A 22,118-nucleotide genomic window follows, 5' to 3' on the forward strand; every position below is an offset into this window, starting at 1 on the left:
CAGCTTATTTTCCTTTAAGGCTCAGCGCGTCATTGATCAGCGCGTCATTGATCAGCGCTTCTTGTTGGGCTTTGTGCTGGGCGGCTAGGCCGGTGGCAGTGGAAGCGCTGGCGGCGCGTCCCACATAGACCGGCCGGCTGTGTTTGGCCTTCATCCGGCTCAGAACCCATTCCAAATTTGGCTCCATAAAGGTCCAGGCCCCCTGATTTTTGGGCTCTTCCTGACACCAGATCATTTCAGCCTGCGAAAAGCGTTCCAGCTCTTTGAGGGCCGAGATCGCCGGGAAGGGGTAGTATTGTTCAAAGCGCATCAGATAAATATCGTCGATGCTGCGTGCATCGCGCTCTTCAAGCAGGTCATAATAAACTTTGCCAGCACACATCACCACACGTTTGATTTTTTTGTCATCCACCAACTTGGTTGTTGAGCTGCCTTTTTGAGCATCATCCCAAAGCACCCGGTGAAACGAGGACCCGTTGGTAAAATCATCGACCGTTGACACTGCCCTTTTATGGCGCAAAAGCGATTTAGGGGTCATCAGAATAAGCGGTTTTCGAAAATTGCGGTGCATTTGTCGCCGCAGGATATGAAAATAATTCGCCGGGGTGGTGCAATTGGCCACGATCCAGTTGTCTTGCCCGCACATTTGTAGAAAACGCTCAAGCCGGGCAGAGCTGTGCTCAGGCCCCTGGCCTTCGTAGCCGTGCGGCAAAAGCACAACCAAACCCGACATGCGCAGCCATTTGCTTTCGCCGGAACTGATGAACTGATCAAACATGATCTGCGCCCCATTGGCAAAATCACCAAATTGGGCTTCCCAAAGGGTAAGCGCATTGGGTTCGGCAAGCGAATAGCCATATTCAAAGCCTAACACCGCGTATTCGGACAGCATCGAGTCGATCACCTCATACTGTTCTTGCCCCTCGCGGATTGTGTTTAGGGGGTAATAGCGTTCTTCGGTGTCCTGATTGATCAGACCCGAATGGCGTTGGCTAAAAGTGCCGCGAGTACTGTCTTGACCGGACAGCCGCACCGGATAGCCTTCGGTGAGCAACGAGCCAAAGGCCAGCGCTTCGCCAGTGGCCCAGTCAAAACCAGCCCCTTCGGCAAACATTTTCTGCCGCGCCCCGAGCAGCCGCGCGATGGTTTTATGCAGGGGAAACCCATCTGTAACCCGGGTTAGCGCAGTGCCAATTTCAGCCATAAGGTCGGTTGAGATTGAGGTTTTGCCGCGCTGATAATCTTCGCCGCGTTTATCAAGATGCGACCACCGTCCATCAAGCCAGTCAGCTTTGTTGGGTTTGTAATCTTTACCAGCCTCAAATTCATCGTTCATACGTGCCTGAAACGTGGCTTTCATATCTTCAATTTCGCCTTCGGGGATCAGCCCGTCTTTGACCAGCCGTTCGGTATAAAGCGAAAGCGTGGTTTTTTGGCGTTTGATTTTGTTGTACATAATCGGGTTGGTAAACATCGGCTCATCGCCTTCGTTATGTCCAAACCGGCGGTAGCAGAATATATCGATGACCACATCTTTGTGGAATTTCTGGCGAAACTCGGTGGCGACTTTGGCCGCATGCACAACCGCTTCGGGGTCGTCGCCGTTGACATGGAAAATCGGCGCTTCCACCATCAAAGCGATATCGGTGGGATAGGGCGAAGAGCGGCTAAAATGCGGCGCCGTAGTAAACCCGATCTGATTGTTGACAACCACATGCATGGTGCCGCCGGTGCGGTGGCCAAGCAACCCAGAAAGCCCAAAACATTCGGCCACAACGCCCTGACCGGCAAAGGCGGCATCGCCATGCAGCAGCAGGGGCATCACTTTGGTGCGGTCATCATCGCCAAGCTGTTGCTGTTTGGCGCGCACTTTGCCAATCACCACTGGATTCACTGCTTCTAGATGGCTTGGGTTAGCGGTCAGTGACAGATGCACAGTATTGTCGTCAAAGGCGCGATCGGATGAGGCGCCAAGGTGGTATTTCACATCGCCCGATCCGTCGACATCTTCGGGTTTGAACGAGCCGCCTTGGAATTCGTTAAAGATGGCGCGGTAAGGTTTCTGCATCACATTGGCAAGCACTGATAAACGGCCGCGATGCGGCATGCCGATGATAATCTCTCTGACCCCGAGCGCACCGCCGCGCTTGATGATCTGTTCCAGTGCCGGAATAAGGCTTTCGCCGCCATCAAGGCCAAACCGTTTGGTGCCCATGTATTTGACATGAAGGAATTTTTCAAAACCTTCGGCCTCGACCATCTTATTCAGGATTGCTTTGCGGCCTTCACGGGTAAAGGTGATTTCCTTGTCAAAGCCTTCGATGCGCTCTTTCAGCCATGCTGATTGTTCTGGGTCGGATATATGCATGTATTGCAGGGCAAAAGTGCCGCAATAGGTGCGTTTGACGATGTCTATGATCTGCCGCATGGTGGCAATCTGCAGCCCAAGTACATTGTCGATAAAAATCGGCCGGTCCATGTCGGCATCGGCAAAGCCGTAGGTTTGTGGATCAAGCTCGGGGTGTTTGGTTTTTTCACGCATCCCCAGCGGATCAAGATCGGCGGCCAGATGGCCACGAATGCGGTAGGCGCGAATAATCATCAAGGCGCGTATACTGTCCAGAACCGCCCTCTTGATAGCATCATCACTAACTTCTGCGCCCGTTTCGGCCGCTTTGTCCGCAATCTTTTTCCCAGCCCCCTGTGCCTCGGCAGGCGCGGGCCACATGCCATCTAAGGCGGCGGTCAACTCGTCATCGGGTTGCGGCGGCCAGTCGCTGCGCGCCCATGAAGGGCCTTGGGCCTCTTTTTTGACATCCAGTTCTGCATCGCCAAGGGACGCGAAAAACTCAGCCCAAGCCGCGTCTACTGCCGCAGGGTCGTTGGCATATTGCGCATAAAGCTGCTCAAGATATTCAGCGTTATGGCCCTGCATAAAGCTAGAGGCATGAAATTGCGCATTTGGGGATTGATCGGTCATTGGGGCACCTCATGTGGGTTGGGACCGTATCTATTGGAGCCGGGTTCGGATGGTTGAATGAGCAGGTAAAATGCTATCAAGGCCAGTACCCAGTAACTGGTCATTGTTATCAATTCAAAAAGCACCATTTGACGACTAGTGGGAAAAATAGGGCCTACAGCCCCAAGAAAAACCATTAAAGCTGCCAGAATGAAAATGACCCAGCGATGACGCATGCCTACGTCTGCCATTCTTCGGAATGATACGGCCAATATCGGACAAATAAGGCCAAAATAGAGAACCACCACTAAAATGACTGAGATACTACTTAACAATATTTGTATCAGGCCGGTAATTAAGTAAAACCACCAAAATTCCGAACAACTGCTCCGTCCGGAGAAGGTGGCATACTTTGTCAGACAAGATTTCGTGGCTTCAAGTGCTCGCATACGGTGCCTCGCAAAATTGTTGCGCATTTTCACCGCATCCGTTCTTGTATTTGAACGTTGCCTGAACAACATGCCCTGTGTTTTTAATCAACATTTTACCCAATCGCTTCTAACACTGCCTCACCCAAAGTGGCCGGGCTATCCGCCACGACAATGCCGGCGCTGCGCATGGCTTCGATTTTATCATCGGCGCCGCCTTTGCCGCCCGCAACGATAGCGCCAGCATGGCCCATGCGCCGGCCCGGAGGCGCGGTGCGGCCTGCAATAAAGCCTGCGACGGGTTTGCTGCGGCCCTTTTTGGCTTCATCCTTGATAAATTGCGCAGCTTCTTCTTCGGCGCTGCCGCCAATTTCACCGATCATGATGATCGACTGGGTTTCATCATCGGCCAAGAACCACTCTAGCACATCAATATGTTCGGTGCCTTTGATCGGATCGCCGCCAATGCCGACACAGGTGGACTGGCCAAGCCCCACATCAGAGGTCTGTTTCACCGCCTCATAGGTGAGCGTGCCAGAGCGGGACACAACCCCGACCGAGCCGCGCTGGTGAATATGGCCTGGCATAATGCCGATTTTACAGGCATCCGGCGTGATCACCCCTGGGCAGTTTGGCCCGATCAGGATCGAGCTGCTGTTTTCCAGCGCCCGTTTGACCTTCATCATATCCAGCACCGGAATGCCTTCGGTGATGGCCACAATCAGCTCCATTTCGGCATCAATGGCCTCAAGGATACCATCGGCGGCAAAGGGTGGCGGCACATAGATCACCGTGGCATTGGCGCCGGTGACGTGCTTTGCTTCATGCACCGAGTTGAACACCGGCAGGTCAAGATGGCTTTGCCCACCTTTGCCGGGGGTCACCCCGCCCACCATTTGGGTGCCATAGGCAATCGCTTGCTCTGAATGAAATGTGCCCTGCGAGCCGGTAAACCCCTGACAGATCACTTTGGTATTTGCATCAATTAAAACTGCCATGGTTTCACCCCTTTACCGCTTTGACGATTTTCTCTGCGCCGTCTTTGAGATTGTCGGCGGCAATGACATCAAGCCCTGAGGTGTTGATGATCTCTTTTCCCTTTTCCACATTGGTGCCTTCGAGCCGGACCACAAGAGGCACTTGCAGGCCGACCTCTTTGACCGCCGCTACCACGCCCTCGGCGATCACATCGCAGCGCATGATGCCGCCGAAGATATTGACCAATATGCCCTTCACATTGGGATCAGAGGTGATGATTTTGAACGCTTCGGTGACCTTTTCTTTGGTGGCGCCGCCGCCTACATCCAGAAAGTTGGCCGGTTCGGCGCCATAAAGCTTGATGATATCCATGGTCGCCATGGCAAGGCCTGCGCCGTTCACCATACAGCCAATCTCACCATCCAGAGCGATGTAATTGAGGTCGTATTTAGAAGCCTCAAGTTCTTTGGGGTCTTCTTCGGTGGTATCGCGCAACTCGCCGATATCCGCATGCCGGTAGACTGCGTTGCTGTCAAAACCCATTTTAGCGTCAAGGCATTTTAGATCGCCGCCATCGGTCACAATCAAAGGATTGATTTCAAGCATTTCCATGTCTTTATCGGTGAACATCTTATAAAGCGTACCCATTAGGCCAACGCATTGTTTGACCTGTTTGCCGCTAAGCCCCAACATGAAAGCGATGCGGCGGCCATGATAGGCCTGATAACCGGTTGCCGGATCAACTGCGAACGATAGGATTTTTTCCGGTGTTTCGGCGGCCACCTCTTCGATGTCCATACCGCCCTCGGTCGAGCAGACGAAAGAAATCCGGCTGGTTTGCCGGTCGACGAGCAATGCTAGATAAAGCTCGCTTTCAATACCGGCGCCATCTTCGATATAAATCCGGTTGACCTGTTTTCCCGATGGGCCCGTCTGATGGGTGACCAATGTCCGCCCAAGCATCTTTTTGGCTTCTTCGGCGGCCTCGGTGGCAGATTTGGCTAGCCTTACACCGCCTTTTTCGCCAGCATCGGCTTCTTTAAACGTGCCTTTGCCGCGTCCGCCGGCATGGATTTGCGCTTTGATCACCCAAAGTGGCCCGTCCATTTCACCAGCAGCGGTTTTGGCATCCTCTGCCTTTAATACAACGCGGCCGTCAGAAACCGGCGCCCCGTAAGAGCGCAGCAACGCTTTTGCCTGATACTCATGGATGTTCATTAAGTCTGTCCCATTTTATTATGTTGGACAGGTTTATGCGCTTCTAAGTTGGAAATATAAGTTAAATTTGCCAGAAAGACGACAATATGATTGATTTTATGAGTTTTGTGATCACACCTATAAAACTGTGATCACAAAAATTATTAACAGGGTTATAACCGCTCCTGCTGGGCTGCAAACCCACCTCGGAGTTGTTACGTTTTAGCCTAAACTGGCATCAATGCCTTTACAGGCGTTCACCAAACCTTTGACAGCCTCAACCGATTTATCGAACATCGCCTGTTCATCTTTGGTCAATTTGATATCGACAATTTTCTCGATCCCGCCAGCCCCGATAATGGTTGGAACGCCAACATACATATCTTTCAGGCCAAATTCACCTTTGCAGCGCGCCGCGCAGGGCAGCAGGCGCTTTTGATCCTTAAGGTATGCTTCTGCCATTTCGATCGCCGAGGTTGCAGGGGCATAGTAAGCCGATCCTGTTTTCAACAGCCCAACGATTTCTGCGCCGCCGTCCCGGGTGCGCTGGATAATCGCATCAAGTTTTTCCTGCGTGGTCCACCCCATATCCACCAGATCGGGCAGCGGAATGCCGGCTACGGTAGAATAACGCGCCAGCGGTACCATAGTGTCGCCATGCCCGCCCAAAACAAAGGCGGTCACATCTTTCATCGACACTTCAAACTCAAGGCTGAGGAAATGCCGGAAGCGTGCACTATCGAGCACGCCAGCCATGCCGCAGACTTTATGGTGGGGCAGTCCGGAAAATTCGCGCAGCGCCCAGACCATGGCGTCCAGCGGGTTGGTGATGCAAATCACGAAAGCATCGGGGGCGTGATCGCGGATACCTTCGCCAACGGATTTCATCACTTTGAGGTTAATGCCGAGCAGATCATCGCGGCTCATCCCCGGCTTGCGCGCAACCCCTGCGGTGACGATGCAAACATCTGCTCCGGCAATATCGGCATAGGATTGCGTGCCTTTGAGGTTGGCATCAAAACCTTCGGATGGACCAGATTCCGCAATATCGAGTGATTTGCCCTCAGGGATGCCCTCGGCAATATCGAACAAGACCACGTCGCCCAGTTCCTTGATTGCTGCAAGATGGGCAAGGGTGCCGCCTATCTGTCCTGCGCCGATCAGCGCAATTTTTGCTCTGGCCATGAAATTTCTCTCCGCTCCGTTAATAAACTGCGCCATGGCCTAGTCTTTTCCGGCGCATTAGGCAAGAGTGCTGCAATGCGGCGAAACGGATGCTTTGCCTAAAGCATTGCAAAGATCATGCTTAAAATCTAACACAATAAATGAAATTGACAGGTTGGATCGACCCATTGCCCGATATGGTTTTTTTTATTATTGCCGCAGCGGCAGTTGTTTTTGCGGGAATTTCCAAAGGGGGATTCGGCTCTGGTGCCGCCTTTGCGGGGGCAGCGATTCTTGCGACTGTTATTGATCCGGGCGAAGCGATAGGCATCATGCTGCCATTGCTCATGTTGATGGATATCACCAGTTTACGCCCGTACTGGCGCCAATGGATGCCGCGCGAATCGCTCTATCTTGTTCTTGGTGGATTGCCGGGCGTAGCGCTTGGCGCTTGGTTCTATAGCTTGGCCAATGCGGATGCGCTGCGCTTATTGATTGGGGTGATCAGCGTGCTTTTTGTTATCTGGCAGATGGCAAACAGTCGCGGGTTGATCAAAGCGGGTTTGAAAAAACTCCCTGCATGGGCCGGGCTTTTGTCCGGTGTGGCCGCTGGCTTTACCAGTTTTGTCAGCCATGCCGGGGGGCCGCCAGCTGCGGTTTATTTACTGTCACTGAGGCCATCTAAAACTGAATATCAGGCGACGACAGTGATTGTTTTCTGGGCCATAAATATCGCCAAAGCAATTCCCTATACATTTCTGGGGCTGTTCACGCTGGAAAGCCTAAAGCTTGACCTGATGCTGGCGCCTTTTGCGGTCTTAGGTGTCTGGATCGGCGTAAAAGGCCATGGGCTTATCCCCGAGAAATTGTTTTTTGGCCTGACCTATCTGCTTTTGATGGCCACTGGACTCCGGCTAATCTGGGTGGCTTTGATCTAATTTTCTGCAACGCAGCAAAAACAGGGTTCAAATGCCAGTCTGCAAACGGCCTGCCTTTTGCAAAATATACAGTTTGAAGTGGGCCACTGTGATATACGGGCCGCAAATATCCATCGGGTAAGGGCCAAGGGTCGCGCGTGAAAGAGGCTATCGCCTTAGCTGTCCGTTTCAAACTCTCGTTTTATAATTTTGGTGAAGGCTTCAACCAACTACTTAGGTAAGAATACAAAGTCATATTTAGCTAGTTGCACATGTTCTTTATAGTTGTTTGCTTCTAGTATGGCCCGTGTTGCATTTATATTTTCCTCTCCGTGCGCAAGCTCTACCCAAATTGGGGGGCGGTCTTTTGAAAGCACCCGCTCTGCGCCGTCAAGCACCGATGCCTCAAAGCCCTCGACATCCAGCTTTAGAAACCCAACTGCGCCATAGGGGGCAGTCAAGGCATCCAAGGTCATCATTTCAAACTGGCCTTCATCACTGGCTTTCAACATTGTGGCCCCGTGATTCCTAGCATTAAAATGTTCGACCTCTCCGCGGCCCGAATTTTTGCCAAGCATGACGTTAAAGGCATTATCGGTGGGCAATTCGTTAAGTTCAAGATTGCGTTGAAGCGTGCTATAAACATGGGGTTGCGGCTCACAGGATACAACTGTCTGTGCGCCAAGGACGCGTCCAAAATACACCGAGTGGTTACCGATGTTTGCCCCGATATCACAGACCACTGTATCGCGACCAATCAAGCCCATTTTCGCGATCTGCGAGAGCAATGCAGCTTCGAAGAAGCAACTTGTCTGAAGGATGACTTTTTGAATGTAATCGTCCTGCGCATCTGGCAGCGATAAGTGGATGGTCTGACCATTGAAGTTAAAGCGAAACACGTTTTTTTCTAAAAGAGTAGCGACCCGCTGCCTGTACAGGATCTCTCTCAAAAGGCGTATTACTTCATCCATTTGTTTTGAAATATCGGTATCCATCGATTTCCTCGAAAAAAAATTATAGGAAAAGTCTTGTTTGAATTTGGTAAGTGAGCCAATCAAATAACAGCTTTTGAAATTAGTATCCACACAGATTTCTAGTACTATTTTCCGCATCGCAGCAAGAATGCCCTTGAATTTTTCATAAAAAAATGTGCCATAAAGCGAAATAATATTTCGAAAGGCGCTAAATGTTCCAAGATATTTGTCCCTACCGATCGGTCCTTTACATACCTGCGTCAAAAGAGCGGGTACTTGAGAAAGCCAAATCACTGCCCGCTGATGCGTTGATCTTTGATCTTGAAGATGCCGTGACGCCGGATGCCAAAGACGCCGCCCGCGCGTTGCTTGCGCAGCAACTGCCTCAGGGTGGATATGGCAAGCGGTTAAAACTTTTGCGCGTGAATGGGTTGGACACTCCTTGGGGTGAAAATGATATTTCCGCGTTGCAGGCCGCTGGGGCTGATGCGATTTTGCTACCCAAAGTGAACAGTGCTGCGGATTTAGAGGCCGCCGCTGCGCTTCTCAAAAGTGATATTCCACTTTGGGCGATGATTGAAACCGCACGCGGGGTTCTCAATGCCGCCGAGATTGCCGATCACCCACGTTTGCAGGGCATGGTAGCTGGCACGAATGATCTGGCCAAAGAGCTGGGCTGCGCGCCGGATAATAATCGCGCGGCATTGCAGTTTGGCTTGCAGGCGATGGTGATGGCAGCGCGCGCAGCGGGCTGCGCGGTGATCGACGGTGTATATAATCGGTTTAAAGATCAAGAGGGGCTAACCGCCGAGTGCATGCAGGGCAAGGCGCTTGGTTTTGATGGCAAAACACTCATCCACCCCACACAAGTCGAGGTGGCAAATCAGGTCTTTGCACCCTCTGAGGCCGAACTTGATTTGGCACGCCGGCAGATCGCAGCCTTTGATGAAATTCAACGCGCGGGACAGGGTGTTGCAGTTGTGGATGGAAATATTGTTGAAAATCTGCATGCTGAAGGGGCAAAACAGCTATTGAAAAAGGCAAAGTCAATTGCCGAGCTAAAAATGGAGTAGAATATGCTATTATTGGTTTTAGGTATTGCGCTATGGATTGCGGCGCATGGGCTCAAACGCATTGCACCAGAGCGCCGCGAAGCGATGGGCGAAAAAGGCAAAGGCCCGGTTGCGATCGGCATTTTGGCGGGTTTAATACTGATCATCATCGGGTATCGCAGTGCAGATTTTATCGCGATTTGGACGCCGCCGGCCTTTTTAACCCATGTGAACAACCTGCTGATGGTTTTGGCGGTTGTGTTGTTTGCAATGTCTACAACCAAGGGCCGGATGAGCGGAAAAATGCGCCATCCTATGCTGACCGCAGTGAAAACATGGGCGGTGGCGCATTTGCTGGTCAACGGCGATTTGGCATCCATTATCCTGTTTGGCAGCATGTTTGCCTGGGCGCTGTGGACTGTGATTAAGATCAACCGCGCAGAAGAATGGACACCGCCCGATTTCACCGCCGCTGGCCGTGATTGGCAATTTCTAGTCACTTCGGTCGTTGCCTTTGGCGTGATTGTATTGGTTCACTGGGGGCTGGGGGTTTGGCCTCTGGGTGCGCGTGGATGAGCACGCTTTACCGCTTACTTACCGAAGAGGACACATCCGCCTTCTGTCATAAGGTGTCGCTGGCATTGTCAAAAGGGTGGTCGCTTTATGGGGCGCCGACCTATGCGTTTGATGCAGCAAGCGGAAAAATGAGGTGCGGGCAGGCGGTGGTTAAAGATATCTCGGCCGCTTACCATCCCGATATGAAGCTAGGAGAGCAGTAAGTGGCGAAAACCAACCCTGGGCGATTTTTTGAAGATTATCACATCGGAGAGGTGATCGTGCACGCTGTACCGCGCACCGTTGGTGCAGGGGAGCGTGCGCTTTATCATGCGCTTTATCCGGCGCGCCATGCGCTCTATTCCTCGGATGAATTTGCCCGCGCCTGTGGCTTGTCTGCGGCGCCGCTAGATGACCTGGCGGCCTTTCATGTGGTGTTTGGCAAAACCGTTCCGGATATTTCACTCAACGCGGTGGCAAATTTGGGTTATGCCGAAGGCCGCTGGCTACAGCCCGTTTATGCCGGTGATACCTTGCGCTCTTCCTCAGAAGTGATCGGGCTTAAGCAAAACTCAAACGGCAAAACCGGCGTGGTCTATGTGCGCACACGGGGGCAAAACCAGCGCGGCGAAGCTGTGCTTGAATATGTCCGCTGGGTGATGGTGCGCAAACGCGATCCCGGTGCGGCTGCACCGGCGCCGGTGGTGCCTGATCTGGTGGCTTCTGTGGCCGCCAGCGATTTGGTGGTACCGCAGGGCTTGGATTTTTCCGGCTACGACTTTGTACAGGCAGGCGAAGCCCACCGCTGGCGGGACTATCAAATTGGCGAAAAAATTGACCATGTGGACGGTGTCACAGTTGAAGAGGCCGAACATATGATGGCCACGCGCCTGTGGCAGAATACCTCGAAAGTGCATTTTGACAGCACGTTGCGAGAGGATGGTCGGCGGCTTATTTACGGCGGCCATGTGATTTCAATGGCGCGGGCCCTGTCGTTTAACGGCTTGGCCAATGCGCAAATGATTGTTGCGCTGAACGCTGGCACCCATGCCAACCCATGCTATAGCGGAACAACCATCAAGGTGTGGTCCGAAGTGCTTGACCGGACGGAAACCAATGCGCCCGGTGTGGCCGCTCTGCGATTGCGGTTAGTGGCGGTACAAGGCAACTCTGCAGAATTTGTTTACAAAACTGCAGAAGGAAAATATCATTCAGACGTTCTTTTAGATCTTGATTACTGGGCGCTTGTACCCAGCTAAAGGGTGTTGTGTGATGCGTTTAAAAGTTTTGGTTTTGGCGCTTGTTTTGGGCAGTGGCCCGCTCTGCGCAAAAGAGCCTTCTGATGCCTTTGTAGCGTCAAATGTCGTGTCGATTTTATATCACGAGATTGGTCACGCGGTGATTGATTTGATGCGTTTGCCGATTTTTGGCCAAGAAGAAGACGCAGCAGATGTTTTATCTGCGCTGCTGATCGATGAAATTTATGAGGAGCAATCTGCACAAAACACCGTAAGGGACGCTGCGTTTGGGTTTTATGCGGAAGCCCAGAATGTGGATGAACCAGCCTATTGGGATGTGCACGGCCCCGACGAGCAGCGGTACTTTAATCTGATATGCTTATTTTATGGCGGCAATCCAGCCGAGCGCGAGGATTTGGCGGCTGAGCTAGGCCTGCCAGAAGATCGGGCTGAGACCTGTCAGGAAGAATATGAACTGGCGTATGAAAGTTGGACACTCGTGCTAGACGATCTGGCTGACCTTTCGCATGAGATGGAGCTGATAGATTTTCCCGATGGCTTGATGGCGGATGTGCTGATTGATGAAATAATCTATTTTAATACGTTGTTTCGCTTTCCCGAGCCAGTTTCTGTAGAGCTGGTAAGCTGTGGAGAAGCCAATGCATTTTATGACCCCGCGAACGTCCTTATTACCATCTGCTCTGAATTTGAGGCCTATCTGCGCAGCCAGTATGAGAATTTGTGATCACGAAGGAAAACCATGTGATCACAAAGTGGTTTTTTGTGGATATTCGCCCTAGATTGGTTGACACTTGGGTGGTTTCGCCGCTTAACAGGTATAACCTTTTATGTAGCCGATTAAATGCCAAGTCTTTGGTATTTTGCCAAACCGTAAGGAAAGGGTTCGTTCATGGCTGATGTGAACCGGGGAAATCGTCCCTTGTCACCGCATTTATCGATTTATCGCCCGCAGTTGACCTCGGTGACATCGATCCTCACCAGGATCACTGGCAATGCGTTGCTTTTAGGCGCGCTTTTGGTGGTTTATTGGCTGTTGGCTGCGTCCACCTCAGCAGAGTATTTCGCTCTGGCCAATTGGGTCATGACAAGCCTGTTTGGTAAACTGGTCATGCTTGGATCAATCTGGGCGCTTTGGTATCACACTTTGGCGGGCGTACGGCACCTTATATGGGACAACGCCATGGGGCTAGAGCTGCCTGTGGCCTATCGGCTGGGCTGGGCGGTGGTAATTGGATCTTTCGTGCTTACTGCACTCACCGTTATCGTGCTTTAGGGGGCCGGATATGCATTATTTAACAGATCGTAAACGGGCCGTGGGCATGGGCAGTGCCAAAACCGGAACGGGGCATTTCTGGGCCATGAAGCTTAGCTCGGTTGCCCTGCTGATTTTGGTACCGCTTTTTGTATTTACCTTTGGAACCGTTGTGGGTGAAGACCATGCCACAGTGGTTGCGTATTTCGCTCACCCTGCGCCTGCCATAATTGCCGCATTGACACTAATCGTGGGATTTGAGCACTTCAAATCTGGAGCGACTGTTATGATAGAAGACTACGTGCACGGTATTTTGCAGAAAATTTGCATCATCGCTCTTACGTGCCTGTCTTACGGTGCAATGGCCACGGGGCTGTTTGCGCTAGCCAAAATGGCTTTTTGAGAGGTCAAAAACGATGAGCTATAGTTATGAAACCCATGAATATGACGTTGTCGTTGTTGGCGCTGGGGGCGCAGGATTGCGCGCGACCTTGGGAATGGCAGAACAAGGCCTGCGCACTGCTTGCGTCACAAAAGTGTTTCCGACACGTTCGCACACTGTAGCTGCGCAAGGCGGTATTGCGGCCTCCTTATCGAATATGGGGCCGGATAATTGGCAGTGGCACATGTATGATACTGTGAAAGGCTCAGATTGGCTCGGTGATACTGATGCGATGGAATACCTTGCCCGCGAAGCTCCAAAAGCTGTTTATGAGCTCGAGCACTATGGTGTTCCGTTTTCTCGGACCGAAGAAGGCAAAATCTATCAGCGGCCCTTTGGTGGGCATACGACTGATTTTGGAGAGGGACCGGCAGTTCAAAGAACATGTGCTGCAGCAGATCGAACAGGTCATGCTATTCTCCATACGCTTTACGGTCAGTCGTTAAAGAATAACGCGGAATTCTATATTGAATATTTTGCTATTGATCTCATCATGACCGAAGATGGTATTTGCCAAGGTGTTGTGTGTTGGAAACTAGACGATGGCACGATGCACGTTTTTAATGCCAAAATGGTTGTTTTGGCTACTGGTGGCTACGGGCGTGCTTATTTCAGTGCCACTTCAGCGCATACTTGCACTGGCGATGGCGGCGGCATGGTGGCGCGGGCCGGATTACCGCTTCAAGATATGGAATTTGTCCAATTTCATCCAACTGGGATTTATGGATCCGGTTGTTTAATAACAGAAGGTGCACGCGGCGAGGGTGGATACCTGACAAATTCCGAAGGAGAGCGGTTTATGGAGCGTTATGCGCCGAACTATAAGGATTTGGCGCCTCGAGACTATGTAAGTCGATGTATGACAATGGAAATCCGCGAAGGCCGCGGCGTGGGCGCCGAGGGCGATCATATTCACCTGAACCTGTCTCATTTACCGCCTGACGCTTTGGCTGAGCGTTTGCCTGGGATTTCTGAAAGTGCAAAAATTTTCGCAGGCGTTGATCTTACCAAGGAACCAATCCCCGTTTTGCCAACTGTGCATTACAATATGGGTGGAATTCCAACCAATTATTGGGGCGAGGTTTTGGACCCAACGCCAGAAGACCAGAATAAAGTTGTGCCTGGACTTATGGCCGTAGGTGAGGCGGGGTGTGCGTCAGTTCATGGTGCCAATCGTCTTGGTTCAAATTCATTGATTGACCTCGTTGTTTTTGGACGTGCCTCGGCTATCAGAGCGGGTAGCGTAGTGGATCGCAAAGCGCCATCAATGTCATTAGACAATAACCAAATTGACAAAGTTTTTGGGCGTTTTGATGGTCTTCGGTATTCGAAAGGCAAAACACCAACAGCAGATTTACGCCTTGAAATGCAAAAGACGATGCAATCAGACGCAGCAGTTTTTAGAGCAAAAGATACCCTCGCACATGGGCTTGAGAAAATGAAATCCATAGCCAAAAAGGAAGATGACCTTAAAGTGACAGATACTTCAATGGTCTGGAACAGCGATCTCATGGAAACGCTTGAGTTAACGAATTTGTTGCCCAATGCGTTGTCGACTATTGCTGCTGCAGAGGCACGCAAAGAAAGCCGTGGAGCACACGCTCATGAGGACTTTAAAGAACGAGATGATGAAAGTTGGCGTAAACACTCTTTGGCATCTGTCATGGGGCACAATATTAATCTGTCCTACAGGTCTGTAATTATGGAGCGTCTCACGGATGAAGCACAAGGTGGAATACCGTTAGAAAGAATAGCCCCAAAGGTTCGCACATTTTAATTGTAAAGGCGCGTGATGGTAGAGGCTGATATCCGGCTATTGGGTCTAGTGACCCACCATAAATGCGGCACGGTCTGGATGCAGCAGGTGGTGGCGGGTCTAAAGCGGCTTTTGGGCTATCCGATTGTTGGCGTATGGTCCGACAAGCAACGCGCAAATATCCCCAAATCAGGACCTGCCTTTTTGGTGAATTGGAACGGTTGGCTGCCTTTCGATCTGTGGGAGCGCAAAGATTTTGCAGTGCTGCATCTGACCCGTGATCCACGTGATGTGCTGCTGTCCGGATGCCAATATCATCATGTCGCCCCCAAAAAAGGCGAGGCTTTCCTGCATACACCGCGCGCAGATCTCGGCGGTAAAACCTATCAAGCCCATTTGTGCGATATCGAAAGCTACGAAGATAAGTTACTGTTTGAAATGCGTGAAAAACATGCGTTGACACTTGCCGAAATGCTGCAGTTTCCAAAAGGCCATCGCTCTAATTACGAACTGCGCTACGAGACGCTGATCAATGACACCGAACAGGATGAGATGCGTTCGGCCTTTCAGCATTGGAATTTGGACGAAAAAGCCACAAAAGACGCACTGGCCGTCGTATGGCAGACGAGCCTTTTTGGTTCGTTTAAAACCTTTGAGGACCGACCGCAGCAGGTGCGCAGCCATGTTTTTTCCGGGGCCGCGCGGCGCTGGCAAAACGAGTTGCCGCAGGCGGTTGGAAAAATTTATGCCCAAGAGTTTGGAAATGCCTTGATTGAGCTGGGTTATGAAACAGATACCAAATGGGTGGATAGGCTACCGGTTGATCCGGTGCCCTTTAATTTACCCGACCCAATGGACGACCCGTCTGCAATCGATGACGCCGCAGACGCGCAACTGAGTAGGTGATGAAATGGTACAATTGACGCTTCCGAAAAATTCCCGCATCCGCAGGGGTAAAACCTGGCCAAAGCCGGACGGTGCCACCAACCTGCGAAAATTTAGCATTTACCGCTGGTCGCCCGATGATGGCGAAAATCCGCGGGTTGATACCTATTTCGTTGATATGGACACCTGCGGGCCGATGGTTCTGGATGCGTTGATCAAGATCAAAAACGAAATTGATCCGACCCTGACCTTTCGCCGGTCGTGCCGAGAGGGCATCTGCGGCTCTTGCGCAATGAATATTGATGGCATTAACACGCTGGCCTGTATTTACGGCATGGATGAGATTAAAGGCGATGTGAAAATCTACCCGCTGCCGCACATGCCGGTGGTCAAAGACCTTATTCCCGATCTGACGCATTTTTATGCCCAGCACGCCAGCATCATGCCTTGGCTTGAAACCAAAACCAACCGCCCGGCCAAAGAGTGGAGGCAATCCATCGATGATCGCAAAAAGCTTGACGGGCTTTATGAATGTGTGATGTGCGCGTCTTGCTCGACATCATGTCCGTCCTATTGGTGGAATGGGGATCGATATCTGGGGCCGGCGGCGCTGCTGCACGCCTATCGCTGGATTATAGATTCGCGCGATGAGGCCACCGGCGAGCGGCTTGATGAGCTTGAAGATCCTTTCAAGCTTTATCGTTGCCATACGATTATGAATTGCTCCAAAACCTGCCCCAAGGGGCTTAATCCAGCAAAAGCTATTGCCGAGATTAAAAAGATGATGGTCGAGCGGACGGTCTAACCAAACCGGCCTTATTTACCAAGTCTTAACATCTTTCCGCCTAGCAATGGGGAAAGTTCCCATGCGAGAGGTGTTGGGACGTGTCGGTACGTGCCGTAATATCCGCGTTTATGCTCTGCGCTGCCTGTTCAGGGCAAAGTGGATCTTCACCCGCCCTTCTGCCCTCTGCTTTTGCTGGCTCGGGCACAGCCACAGCGGATGCCAGTGGCGCGGTTGATGTTGAGCTGAGCCATAAGACAAGCGGTGTCTACATAGATGAAGATGGGCTCGGATTTTCCTATGTTTTGGGCCTGCAAGGCAATGCATGGGCGGCCTATTCAGCGCTTGGCCATTGGACACCCCCGCCTGATCTACCCGCTGGGGGAAAGATAAAGTTCAACGGGCAATACGCGCTTGGCGTGCTGCGCAAGCAATCTCAGGGCGCGCCAGATGTCGAGCGCTATAATGGCACATTTGAGTTGCTGGCCAATCTTGATGCCCAAACGCTCACAGGGGGCAATTCGGATTTATTCGTCGATGCCGGTATTTCGGGGTCAGACTTTGATGGCAGCGTTGAATTTCGCGGCATGTCTGGTGCGCTGACAGGCAAGCTTTCGAGTGAATATGCGCAGGGCGCTTTTCAAGGACAATCCGACGCAGCGCTCTTTGCCGGTGGTTTTAAAGCCAATCGCCAAGAAGAAGAATAACCAACGCTGAGTAAGTAGTCGTCCTAATATTGGGGCGCAACTTGCGCATTTCATAATGGTTCTGTGTTGCAAAACCTTTACCGGCCTGGGCAAAGCGCGTATCCAAAGATCAAAGGCGCAGCCCTATAGGTGAACAATGAGCGAAACCAATCTAACTCCAAAAGATGCCGCTAGCCGCAAAGCTGTGGCGCCGGTGATCTGTTATCCCACACAACGCCTGCCGCAACCTGATTTGGCCTTTTATAGGGAGCTGCGAGCAGCCGCTAAGCCAAGCGAAGCGGTTTTGGTGCCGCCGCGTGAGGCGGCCACGTTTAATGTGCCGCGGGGCGGGTTTTTCCGCATCTCAAGCATCGAAGGCCCGCAAGTGGGCGATCTAAACCTGTGGAATGCCCATAACCTAAGCGAGCGGTTTTATTCCGGTAAAACCCGCGCGCTGCATGGCACGCATTTAACCACTGGTGATCGGATGTGGTCAGCCTTTCCGCATCTAAGACCCTTGGCGACGATTATCAAAGACACGCTGGATTGGTACGGCATCGATGAATTTGGCGGCTCGGTGCATGATGTGATTGGCACCCGATGCGACCCTTACACCCATGCTTTGCTGTCAGAGGGCGATCTTTATCACCACTGCTGTCATTCCAACCTGACCCGGGCGCTGGCCGATCATCTTGATGTACCGCTTAAAGAGGCCGAGGCCCATGTGCATGATGTGCTGAATGTGTTTATGTGCACCGGATTTACCCGCGATACTGGGCAATATTTCATGAAAGCCAGCCCGGTGCGGCCCGGTGATTATCTAGAATTTTTTGCCGAAACCGATCTGTTGGGTGCGCTCAGCGCCTGCCCGGGCGGGGATTGCTCGGCACAGCACTCAAGCGATGTGGCCGAATGCTTTCCTTTGTTGGTTGAAGTCTTTACCAGCGATCCTGCCGCGCTTGCCAATTGGCACAGCCCGCTGGACAGCCCTTATGATGGCAGCCACGGGCGCTAGGAGTTGTGGATATAATGAAGCTTGGAAAACTCTGATCTGAAATGCGCCACCTCGGATGCCAAATCTTCAGGCGCATTTGAGCGCAGCGCCAAAGCGATCAGGCGCGCGAGCTCGGCGCAGTGAGTTTCGGCAACGCCCCAGCGCACCAGCTCGGGCGTGCCGATCCGCAGCCCGTTCATATCTCCGGCTACCTCAGGCAATGGCAATCCGATGCCGCAGGCCAGAAATCCGGCTTTTCGCAGGGTTTTTGAGGCCGTCTGACCACCGCCAAAAGCAGCCGCTTTTAGGGCAAATTGATGCGAGCAGGTGGCTCCGTCCTTGGTGGTGAACAGCGTCAGTCCTTCGGCGCTCAGTGCTTGGGCAAGATGCTGGGCCACGGTGATCATTTTTTCCGCATAGGCGGCGCCGAAATCACGCCAATCCAGCAGGCTCATGGCCAAGGCAGCCGATTTCGCAGCATCAAAGTTGGCCGTCATGCCCGGAAAGGCTATGCTGTCAAGTCGCTGGGCAATTTCAGCCGAATTCGTGACAATTACCCCTGATGGCGGCCCGCCAAGGGATTTATAGGTGCTCATGGTCATCACATGCGCGCCCTGATCAAGCGGGTTTTCCCAGGCGCGGCCTGCGATGATGCCGCATTGATGCGCCGCATCAAACAGCACAGCTGCCCCCACCTCATCGGCAATAGCGCGGATATCGGCGACCGGATGGGGCAGTAAGTTAAGGCTACCGCCAATAGTGATCAGTTTTGGGCGTACCTCTTGGACCAGCTGCTGCAACCCCGCCAGATCAACGCTATAGCCATCGCTGTCAATCGGGGCGTGGTGGATATCCAGCCCATAAAGGCCGGCGCATCCGGCGCTGTGGTGGGTGACATGACCGCCAATGCTTGCGGGCGGCACAACGATGCTATCGCCCGGTTGGCACAGCGCCATAAAGCCGTAAAGATTTGCAATCGCGCCCGATGGCACGCGAATTTCGGCGTATTTAGCCCCAAAGACCTCGGCGGCCAAGGCGGCGGCGATAACCTCTATCTCTTCAATGGCTTCTAGACCCATTTCGTATTTGTCTCCGGGGTAGCCCAGTGACGGGCGGCTGCCCATGCCCGCAGCAAGCAGCGCCTCGGCGCGCGGGTTCATCACATTGGTGGCCGGATTTAAATTAAAGCAATCACGTTCGTGGATTTGCCGGTTCTGTTGGGCTAAGGCCTCAAGCCGTGCGGCAATATCCACGCTGGAATTGGCGGCGGTTTCGGTTGCTATCCGGTTTGCCAGTGCGTCGCAGGGCGCAGGCACCCAGCCCCGGGGGGACAGAAAACTTGTCATAGTGGTACCTTTTTATTGCACCGAATGTTGATTTAAGCCAGCGCTGCGTTGAGCGCGATCTCGACCATATCGCCAAAGCTTTTTTCGCGCTGATCCGATGGCAAGGCTTCACCGGTTTGCAAATGATCCGATACGGTCAGCACAGCCAAGGCCCGTACCCCGTAGCGGGCTGCCAGATTGTAAAGCTCGGCGGCTTCCATTTCGACCCCAAGGATGCCGTGGCGCACCATCTGTTCATTCAGATCGGGGCGCTCGTCGTAAAACACATCCGATGAGTATATTCCGCCCACATGCAGCCCGACATCTTTGCCTTGGGCCTCGGCGACCGCCGCCGAGAGCAGGTCGTAATCGGCGCAGGGGGCAAAGTTAAACTCTTTGAAAAGACCACTTGAGGGGGTCGAAAGGCTGCTGGCGGTCATGGCAATGATGATGTCGCGCAGCTTCACATGGGGCTGCATGCCGCCGCAAGAGCCGATGCGGATCAGCGTTTTGGCGCCATAATCACGGATCAGTTCATTGGCATAGATCGACAGCGAAGGCATGCCCATGCCGGATCCGTGGATGGTGACCGGCGCGCCTTTGTATGTGCCGGTAAAGCCCAGCATGCCGCGCACCTCATTGACAAGTTTCGGGGCATCAAGAAAGGTTTCCGCTGCCCATTTGGCGCGGTATGGATCACCGGGCAGCAGAACGATATCTGCAATGTCTTTGGGCTGTGCACCAATATGGATGGTCATTTTTGGCCTCTATCGTTGGTATTTTATAAATGGTGTCAGCGTGGCGATGTTATCATAAAGCCGCCGCGCTTGGTGATTGTCGTCTTGGGTAAGCCAATATACCGATGGCGCGCCGCTGTCATCTGCAACTTTATAAACTTCCTCAATCAAGGCGCGGCCGATGCCCTCACCGCGTTGGGTAGGATCGGTATAAAGGTCTTGCAGATAAATCACGTCATTTTGGTGCCAGTTGTGCGGATGATAAATGTAATGCACCAATCCCTGCAGCGTGCCGCCGATCTCGGCCACCCGTGCGTTTTGCTGGGGGTGATCGGCCGAGGTCAGGCGCGCAAAGGTGGTTTCATAGACCGCTTCGGCCACAGTGGCGTGATAAAATGCGAGATAGGCCTGCCACAGCCTTTGCCATTGTGGATAGTCTGTAGCGGTCAAAGAGCGAATGTTCATGCGCGGGTTTCCTCGTAGCTTTGGACAGAGGTTAACCTAACAAATATGTGCTGCGCCAGAGGGGTAGGGCACAGAAAAATAACCCAATCAGGGCGACGGCCAAAACCCTATTGCATTCGGGGCTTTATTTAAGCCAATGATCAGGGGCATCCCAAATCGGTTTATCTGCCTCGCCTTGGGCCGTTGCCTGTGAAAGGCCAATATCGCGCAATGCTTTTGCATCTAGCTGGCTGAGCCTATGACGGCTACGCTGCATTTTAATCCGGTTGAGAACATTGTGTAAAATCGTTGAAATCGAAATTTTAAACTGTGGCGCGAACCGCGTTGCTCTAAGTGAAATAGCCATAAAAAAAGTCCTTAAGTTGAAGTTGGAATATTTCTATTGCTGTCATATCACTTAAAGATGTATCATAAAAATGAATTAATGTGATTTTATACATAAGGAAAGTTGATATGAGAAATTTGGATTTAACCATATTGCGTTCCTTTGTGACCGTTGTTGAAACCGGCGGCGTTACGCAGGCCGCAGGGATATTAAACCTAACCCAGTCGGCGGTTTCAATGCAGCTAAAGCGGCTTGAAGAGCTGTTGGCGGTCGAGGTTTTGCAGCGGGCCGGGCGTAAATTGGTGATCACACCGGCCGGCGAGCAATTGCTTGGCTTTGCCAAGCGCATGGTTGAGCTGAATGATGAAGTCTTTTTGCGCATGACGGATCGTACCCATGTTGGCGCCATTGCCTTAGGGGTTCCAACCGATATTGTTTTTCCACATATCCCAAACGTCCTAAAGCGGTTTAACGCTGAATTTCCCCAAGTAAAGGTGCAACTGATTTCATCCTTTACTGCTGCGTTGAAGGATGAATTTAGAAAGGGCGAAATTGATATTATACTGACCACCGAGCAGGGTTTGGATGCGGGAGGAGAAACCTTAAAAGAGGCTGCGCTGCGCTGGATCGGAGCGCCGCAGGGCAAAGCATGGCAGCAGCGACCCTTGCCGTTCGCATCCTGCCAGTCCTGTAATTTCAGATCTGTTGGCTTTGCCGCTTTAGACCAAGCTGGTATTGCTTGGACCGATGTTGTGACATCTGAGTCCGAAATTGCCGCCGAGGCCAGTGCCAGTGCTGATTTGGCTGTGCTGACACGGCTAGAAGGGCATCACCCGCCGCATCTTGAGCTGATCGAGCCCAATGGACAATTGCCTGATCTTGGCACCAGCCTTGTGAATATCTATGGGCCGGTGCAGAAAACCGAGTTCGCGCAACGTTTGAAAGAGATCATTCGGGTTAGCTTTGCTGGAGTGAGTTAGGGGC

At 52.2% G+C, this 22,118-nt stretch carries 24 protein-coding genes; 14 read left to right on the forward strand and 10 right to left on the reverse strand.

Annotation, left to right across the window (positions count from 1 at the left end):
- Window positions 1-4 precede the first annotated feature (4 nt).
- From GN278_05585 to mdh, 5 genes are all read right to left on the reverse strand, one after another.
- Window positions 5-2,980: a 2-oxoglutarate dehydrogenase E1 component gene (locus tag GN278_05585; protein XAT60335.1), complete on the reverse strand. Its 2,976-nt coding sequence runs from the start codon at window positions 2,978-2,980 to the stop codon at window positions 5-7.
- The gene (locus GN278_05590) at window positions 2,977-3,480 is read right to left on the reverse strand and encodes a DUF805 domain-containing protein (GenBank protein ID XAT60336.1); all 504 of its coding nucleotides are present in this window, start codon (window positions 3,478-3,480) and stop codon (window positions 2,977-2,979) included. The genes GN278_05585 and GN278_05590 overlap by 4 nt, the downstream gene beginning before the upstream one ends.
- A gap of 23 nt (window positions 3,481-3,503) precedes the next feature.
- Entirely contained in the window at window positions 3,504-4,385 is an 882-nt protein-coding gene (gene sucD / locus GN278_05595; protein ID XAT60337.1) for a succinate--CoA ligase subunit alpha, read from the reverse strand.
- Between the two features lie 4 nt (window positions 4,386-4,389).
- Window positions 4,390-5,583 (reverse strand): ADP-forming succinate--CoA ligase subunit beta, encoded by a 1,194-nt coding sequence (gene sucC / locus GN278_05600; GenBank protein XAT60338.1) that lies wholly within the window; start codon window positions 5,581-5,583, stop codon window positions 4,390-4,392.
- Window positions 5,584-5,784: 201 nt separating this feature from the next.
- On the reverse strand, window positions 5,785-6,747 hold the full coding sequence (gene mdh, locus GN278_05605) for a malate dehydrogenase (protein XAT60339.1): 963 nt from the start codon (window positions 6,745-6,747) through the stop codon (window positions 5,785-5,787).
- Between the two features lie 140 nt (window positions 6,748-6,887).
- Between mdh and GN278_05610 the strand changes: the two genes are divergently transcribed.
- Window positions 6,888-7,664, forward strand: coding sequence for a TSUP family transporter (locus GN278_05610; GenBank protein XAT60340.1), 777 nt, complete (start codon window positions 6,888-6,890; stop codon window positions 7,662-7,664).
- A gap of 209 nt (window positions 7,665-7,873) precedes the next feature.
- On the opposite strand, the gene GN278_05615 is transcribed toward GN278_05610, so the two are convergent.
- Window positions 7,874-8,755: an FkbM family methyltransferase gene (locus GN278_05615; GenBank protein XAT60341.1), complete on the reverse strand. Its 882-nt coding sequence runs from the start codon at window positions 8,753-8,755 to the stop codon at window positions 7,874-7,876.
- Window positions 8,756-8,829: 74 nt separating this feature from the next.
- On the opposite strand from GN278_05615, the gene GN278_05620 reads away from it, so the two are divergent.
- From GN278_05620 to GN278_05675, 12 genes are all read left to right on the forward strand, one after another.
- Window positions 8,830-9,690 carry a CoA ester lyase gene (locus tag GN278_05620; protein ID XAT60342.1) on the forward strand — a complete coding sequence of 287 codons (861 nt, stop codon included), beginning with the start codon at window positions 8,830-8,832 and terminating at the stop codon, window positions 9,688-9,690.
- Between the two features lie 3 nt (window positions 9,691-9,693).
- Window positions 9,694-10,245 (forward strand): hypothetical protein, encoded by a 552-nt coding sequence (locus GN278_05625; GenBank protein ID XAT60343.1) that lies wholly within the window; start codon window positions 9,694-9,696, stop codon window positions 10,243-10,245.
- On the forward strand, window positions 10,242-10,448 hold the full coding sequence (locus GN278_05630) for a DUF1737 domain-containing protein (GenBank protein ID XAT60344.1): 207 nt from the start codon (window positions 10,242-10,244) through the stop codon (window positions 10,446-10,448). The genes GN278_05625 and GN278_05630 overlap by 4 nt, the downstream gene beginning before the upstream one ends.
- Window positions 10,449-11,483, forward strand: coding sequence for a hypothetical protein (locus GN278_05635; GenBank protein XAT60345.1), 1,035 nt, complete (start codon window positions 10,449-10,451; stop codon window positions 11,481-11,483).
- A gap of 13 nt (window positions 11,484-11,496) precedes the next feature.
- A complete protein-coding gene (locus GN278_05640; GenBank protein XAT60346.1) occupies window positions 11,497-12,207 on the forward strand; it encodes a hypothetical protein in 711 nt (236 codons plus the stop codon).
- A 165-nt stretch (window positions 12,208-12,372) separates the two neighbouring features.
- Window positions 12,373-12,756: a succinate dehydrogenase, cytochrome b556 subunit gene (gene sdhC / locus GN278_05645; GenBank protein XAT60347.1), complete on the forward strand. Its 384-nt coding sequence runs from the start codon at window positions 12,373-12,375 to the stop codon at window positions 12,754-12,756.
- 10 nt (window positions 12,757-12,766) lie between these two features.
- Entirely contained in the window at window positions 12,767-13,138 is a 372-nt protein-coding gene (gene sdhD / locus GN278_05650; GenBank protein XAT60348.1) for a succinate dehydrogenase, hydrophobic membrane anchor protein, read from the forward strand.
- A 13-nt stretch (window positions 13,139-13,151) separates the two neighbouring features.
- Window positions 13,152-14,954 carry a succinate dehydrogenase flavoprotein subunit gene (locus GN278_05655; protein XAT60349.1) on the forward strand — a complete coding sequence of 601 codons (1,803 nt, stop codon included), beginning with the start codon at window positions 13,152-13,154 and terminating at the stop codon, window positions 14,952-14,954.
- A gap of 15 nt (window positions 14,955-14,969) precedes the next feature.
- Window positions 14,970-15,839 (forward strand): hypothetical protein, encoded by an 870-nt coding sequence (locus tag GN278_05660; GenBank protein ID XAT60350.1) that lies wholly within the window; start codon window positions 14,970-14,972, stop codon window positions 15,837-15,839.
- Between the two features lie 4 nt (window positions 15,840-15,843).
- Window positions 15,844-16,623 (forward strand): succinate dehydrogenase iron-sulfur subunit, encoded by a 780-nt coding sequence (gene sdhB, locus GN278_05665; protein XAT60351.1) that lies wholly within the window; start codon window positions 15,844-15,846, stop codon window positions 16,621-16,623.
- An 80-nt stretch (window positions 16,624-16,703) separates the two neighbouring features.
- Window positions 16,704-17,309 carry a hypothetical protein gene (locus tag GN278_05670; protein XAT60352.1) on the forward strand — a complete coding sequence of 202 codons (606 nt, stop codon included), beginning with the start codon at window positions 16,704-16,706 and terminating at the stop codon, window positions 17,307-17,309.
- A 136-nt stretch (window positions 17,310-17,445) separates the two neighbouring features.
- A complete protein-coding gene (locus GN278_05675; GenBank protein ID XAT60353.1) occupies window positions 17,446-18,303 on the forward strand; it encodes a DUF1989 domain-containing protein in 858 nt (285 codons plus the stop codon).
- Here the strand turns inward: GN278_05675 and GN278_05680 are convergent.
- From GN278_05680 to GN278_05695, 4 genes are all read right to left on the reverse strand, one after another.
- A complete protein-coding gene (locus tag GN278_05680) occupies window positions 18,300-19,628 on the reverse strand; it encodes an aminotransferase class I/II-fold pyridoxal phosphate-dependent enzyme (protein ID XAT60354.1) in 1,329 nt (442 codons plus the stop codon). The two genes, GN278_05675 and GN278_05680, sit on opposite strands and share 4 nt — an antisense overlap.
- Window positions 19,629-19,660: 32 nt before the next feature.
- Entirely contained in the window at window positions 19,661-20,365 is a 705-nt protein-coding gene (gene deoD, locus GN278_05685; protein ID XAT60355.1) for a purine-nucleoside phosphorylase, read from the reverse strand.
- A gap of 9 nt (window positions 20,366-20,374) precedes the next feature.
- Entirely contained in the window at window positions 20,375-20,809 is a 435-nt protein-coding gene (locus tag GN278_05690) for a GNAT family N-acetyltransferase (protein ID XAT60356.1), read from the reverse strand.
- Between the two features lie 124 nt (window positions 20,810-20,933).
- Entirely contained in the window at window positions 20,934-21,155 is a 222-nt protein-coding gene (locus GN278_05695; GenBank protein XAT60357.1) for a DUF1127 domain-containing protein, read from the reverse strand.
- A gap of 107 nt (window positions 21,156-21,262) precedes the next feature.
- Between GN278_05695 and GN278_05700 the strand changes: the two genes are divergently transcribed.
- On the forward strand, window positions 21,263-22,114 hold the full coding sequence (locus GN278_05700) for a LysR family transcriptional regulator (GenBank protein XAT60358.1): 852 nt from the start codon (window positions 21,263-21,265) through the stop codon (window positions 22,112-22,114).
- The last annotated feature ends 4 nt before the right edge of the window (window positions 22,115-22,118 follow it).

Source organism: Rhodobacteraceae bacterium Araon29, assembly GCA_039640505.1.
Taxonomy (GTDB): Bacteria; Pseudomonadota; Alphaproteobacteria; order Rhodobacterales; family Rhodobacteraceae; genus CABZJG01.

Coding starts and splice junctions, on each gene's coding strand:
- GN278_05625 (XAT60343.1), top strand. CDS start 9,694: ATGCTATTATTGGTTTTAGGTATTGCGCTATGGATTGCGGCGCATGGG.
- GN278_05640 (XAT60346.1), top strand. CDS start 11,497: ATGCGTTTAAAAGTTTTGGTTTTGGCGCTTGTTTTGGGCAGTGGCCCG.
- sdhB (XAT60351.1), top strand. CDS start 15,844: ATGGTACAATTGACGCTTCCGAAAAATTCCCGCATCCGCAGGGGTAAA.
- GN278_05585 (XAT60335.1), bottom strand. CDS start 2,980: ATGACCGATCAATCCCCAAATGCGCAATTTCATGCCTCTAGCTTTATG.
- GN278_05620 (XAT60342.1), top strand. CDS start 8,830: ATGTTCCAAGATATTTGTCCCTACCGATCGGTCCTTTACATACCTGCG.
- sucC (XAT60338.1), bottom strand. CDS start 5,583: ATGAACATCCATGAGTATCAGGCAAAAGCGTTGCTGCGCTCTTACGGG.
- deoD (XAT60355.1), bottom strand. CDS start 20,365: ATGACCATCCATATTGGTGCACAGCCCAAAGACATTGCAGATATCGTT.
- GN278_05690 (XAT60356.1), bottom strand. CDS start 20,809: ATGAACATTCGCTCTTTGACCGCTACAGACTATCCACAATGGCAAAGG.
- GN278_05700 (XAT60358.1), top strand. CDS start 21,263: ATGAGAAATTTGGATTTAACCATATTGCGTTCCTTTGTGACCGTTGTT.
- GN278_05655 (XAT60349.1), top strand. CDS start 13,152: ATGAGCTATAGTTATGAAACCCATGAATATGACGTTGTCGTTGTTGGC.
- GN278_05590 (XAT60336.1), bottom strand. CDS start 3,480: ATGTTGTTCAGGCAACGTTCAAATACAAGAACGGATGCGGTGAAAATG.
- mdh (XAT60339.1), bottom strand. CDS start 6,747: ATGGCCAGAGCAAAAATTGCGCTGATCGGCGCAGGACAGATAGGCGGC.
- sdhC (XAT60347.1), top strand. CDS start 12,373: ATGGCTGATGTGAACCGGGGAAATCGTCCCTTGTCACCGCATTTATCG.
- GN278_05630 (XAT60344.1), top strand. CDS start 10,242: ATGAGCACGCTTTACCGCTTACTTACCGAAGAGGACACATCCGCCTTC.
- sucD (XAT60337.1), bottom strand. CDS start 4,385: ATGGCAGTTTTAATTGATGCAAATACCAAAGTGATCTGTCAGGGGTTT.
- GN278_05610 (XAT60340.1), top strand. CDS start 6,888: ATGAAATTGACAGGTTGGATCGACCCATTGCCCGATATGGTTTTTTTT.
- GN278_05615 (XAT60341.1), bottom strand. CDS start 8,755: ATGCGGAAAATAGTACTAGAAATCTGTGTGGATACTAATTTCAAAAGC.
- GN278_05660 (XAT60350.1), top strand. CDS start 14,970: ATGGTAGAGGCTGATATCCGGCTATTGGGTCTAGTGACCCACCATAAA.
- GN278_05675 (XAT60353.1), top strand. CDS start 17,446: ATGAGCGAAACCAATCTAACTCCAAAAGATGCCGCTAGCCGCAAAGCT.
- GN278_05695 (XAT60357.1), bottom strand. CDS start 21,155: ATGGCTATTTCACTTAGAGCAACGCGGTTCGCGCCACAGTTTAAAATT.
- GN278_05680 (XAT60354.1), bottom strand. CDS start 19,628: ATGACAAGTTTTCTGTCCCCCCGGGGCTGGGTGCCTGCGCCCTGCGAC.
- sdhD (XAT60348.1), top strand. CDS start 12,767: ATGCATTATTTAACAGATCGTAAACGGGCCGTGGGCATGGGCAGTGCC.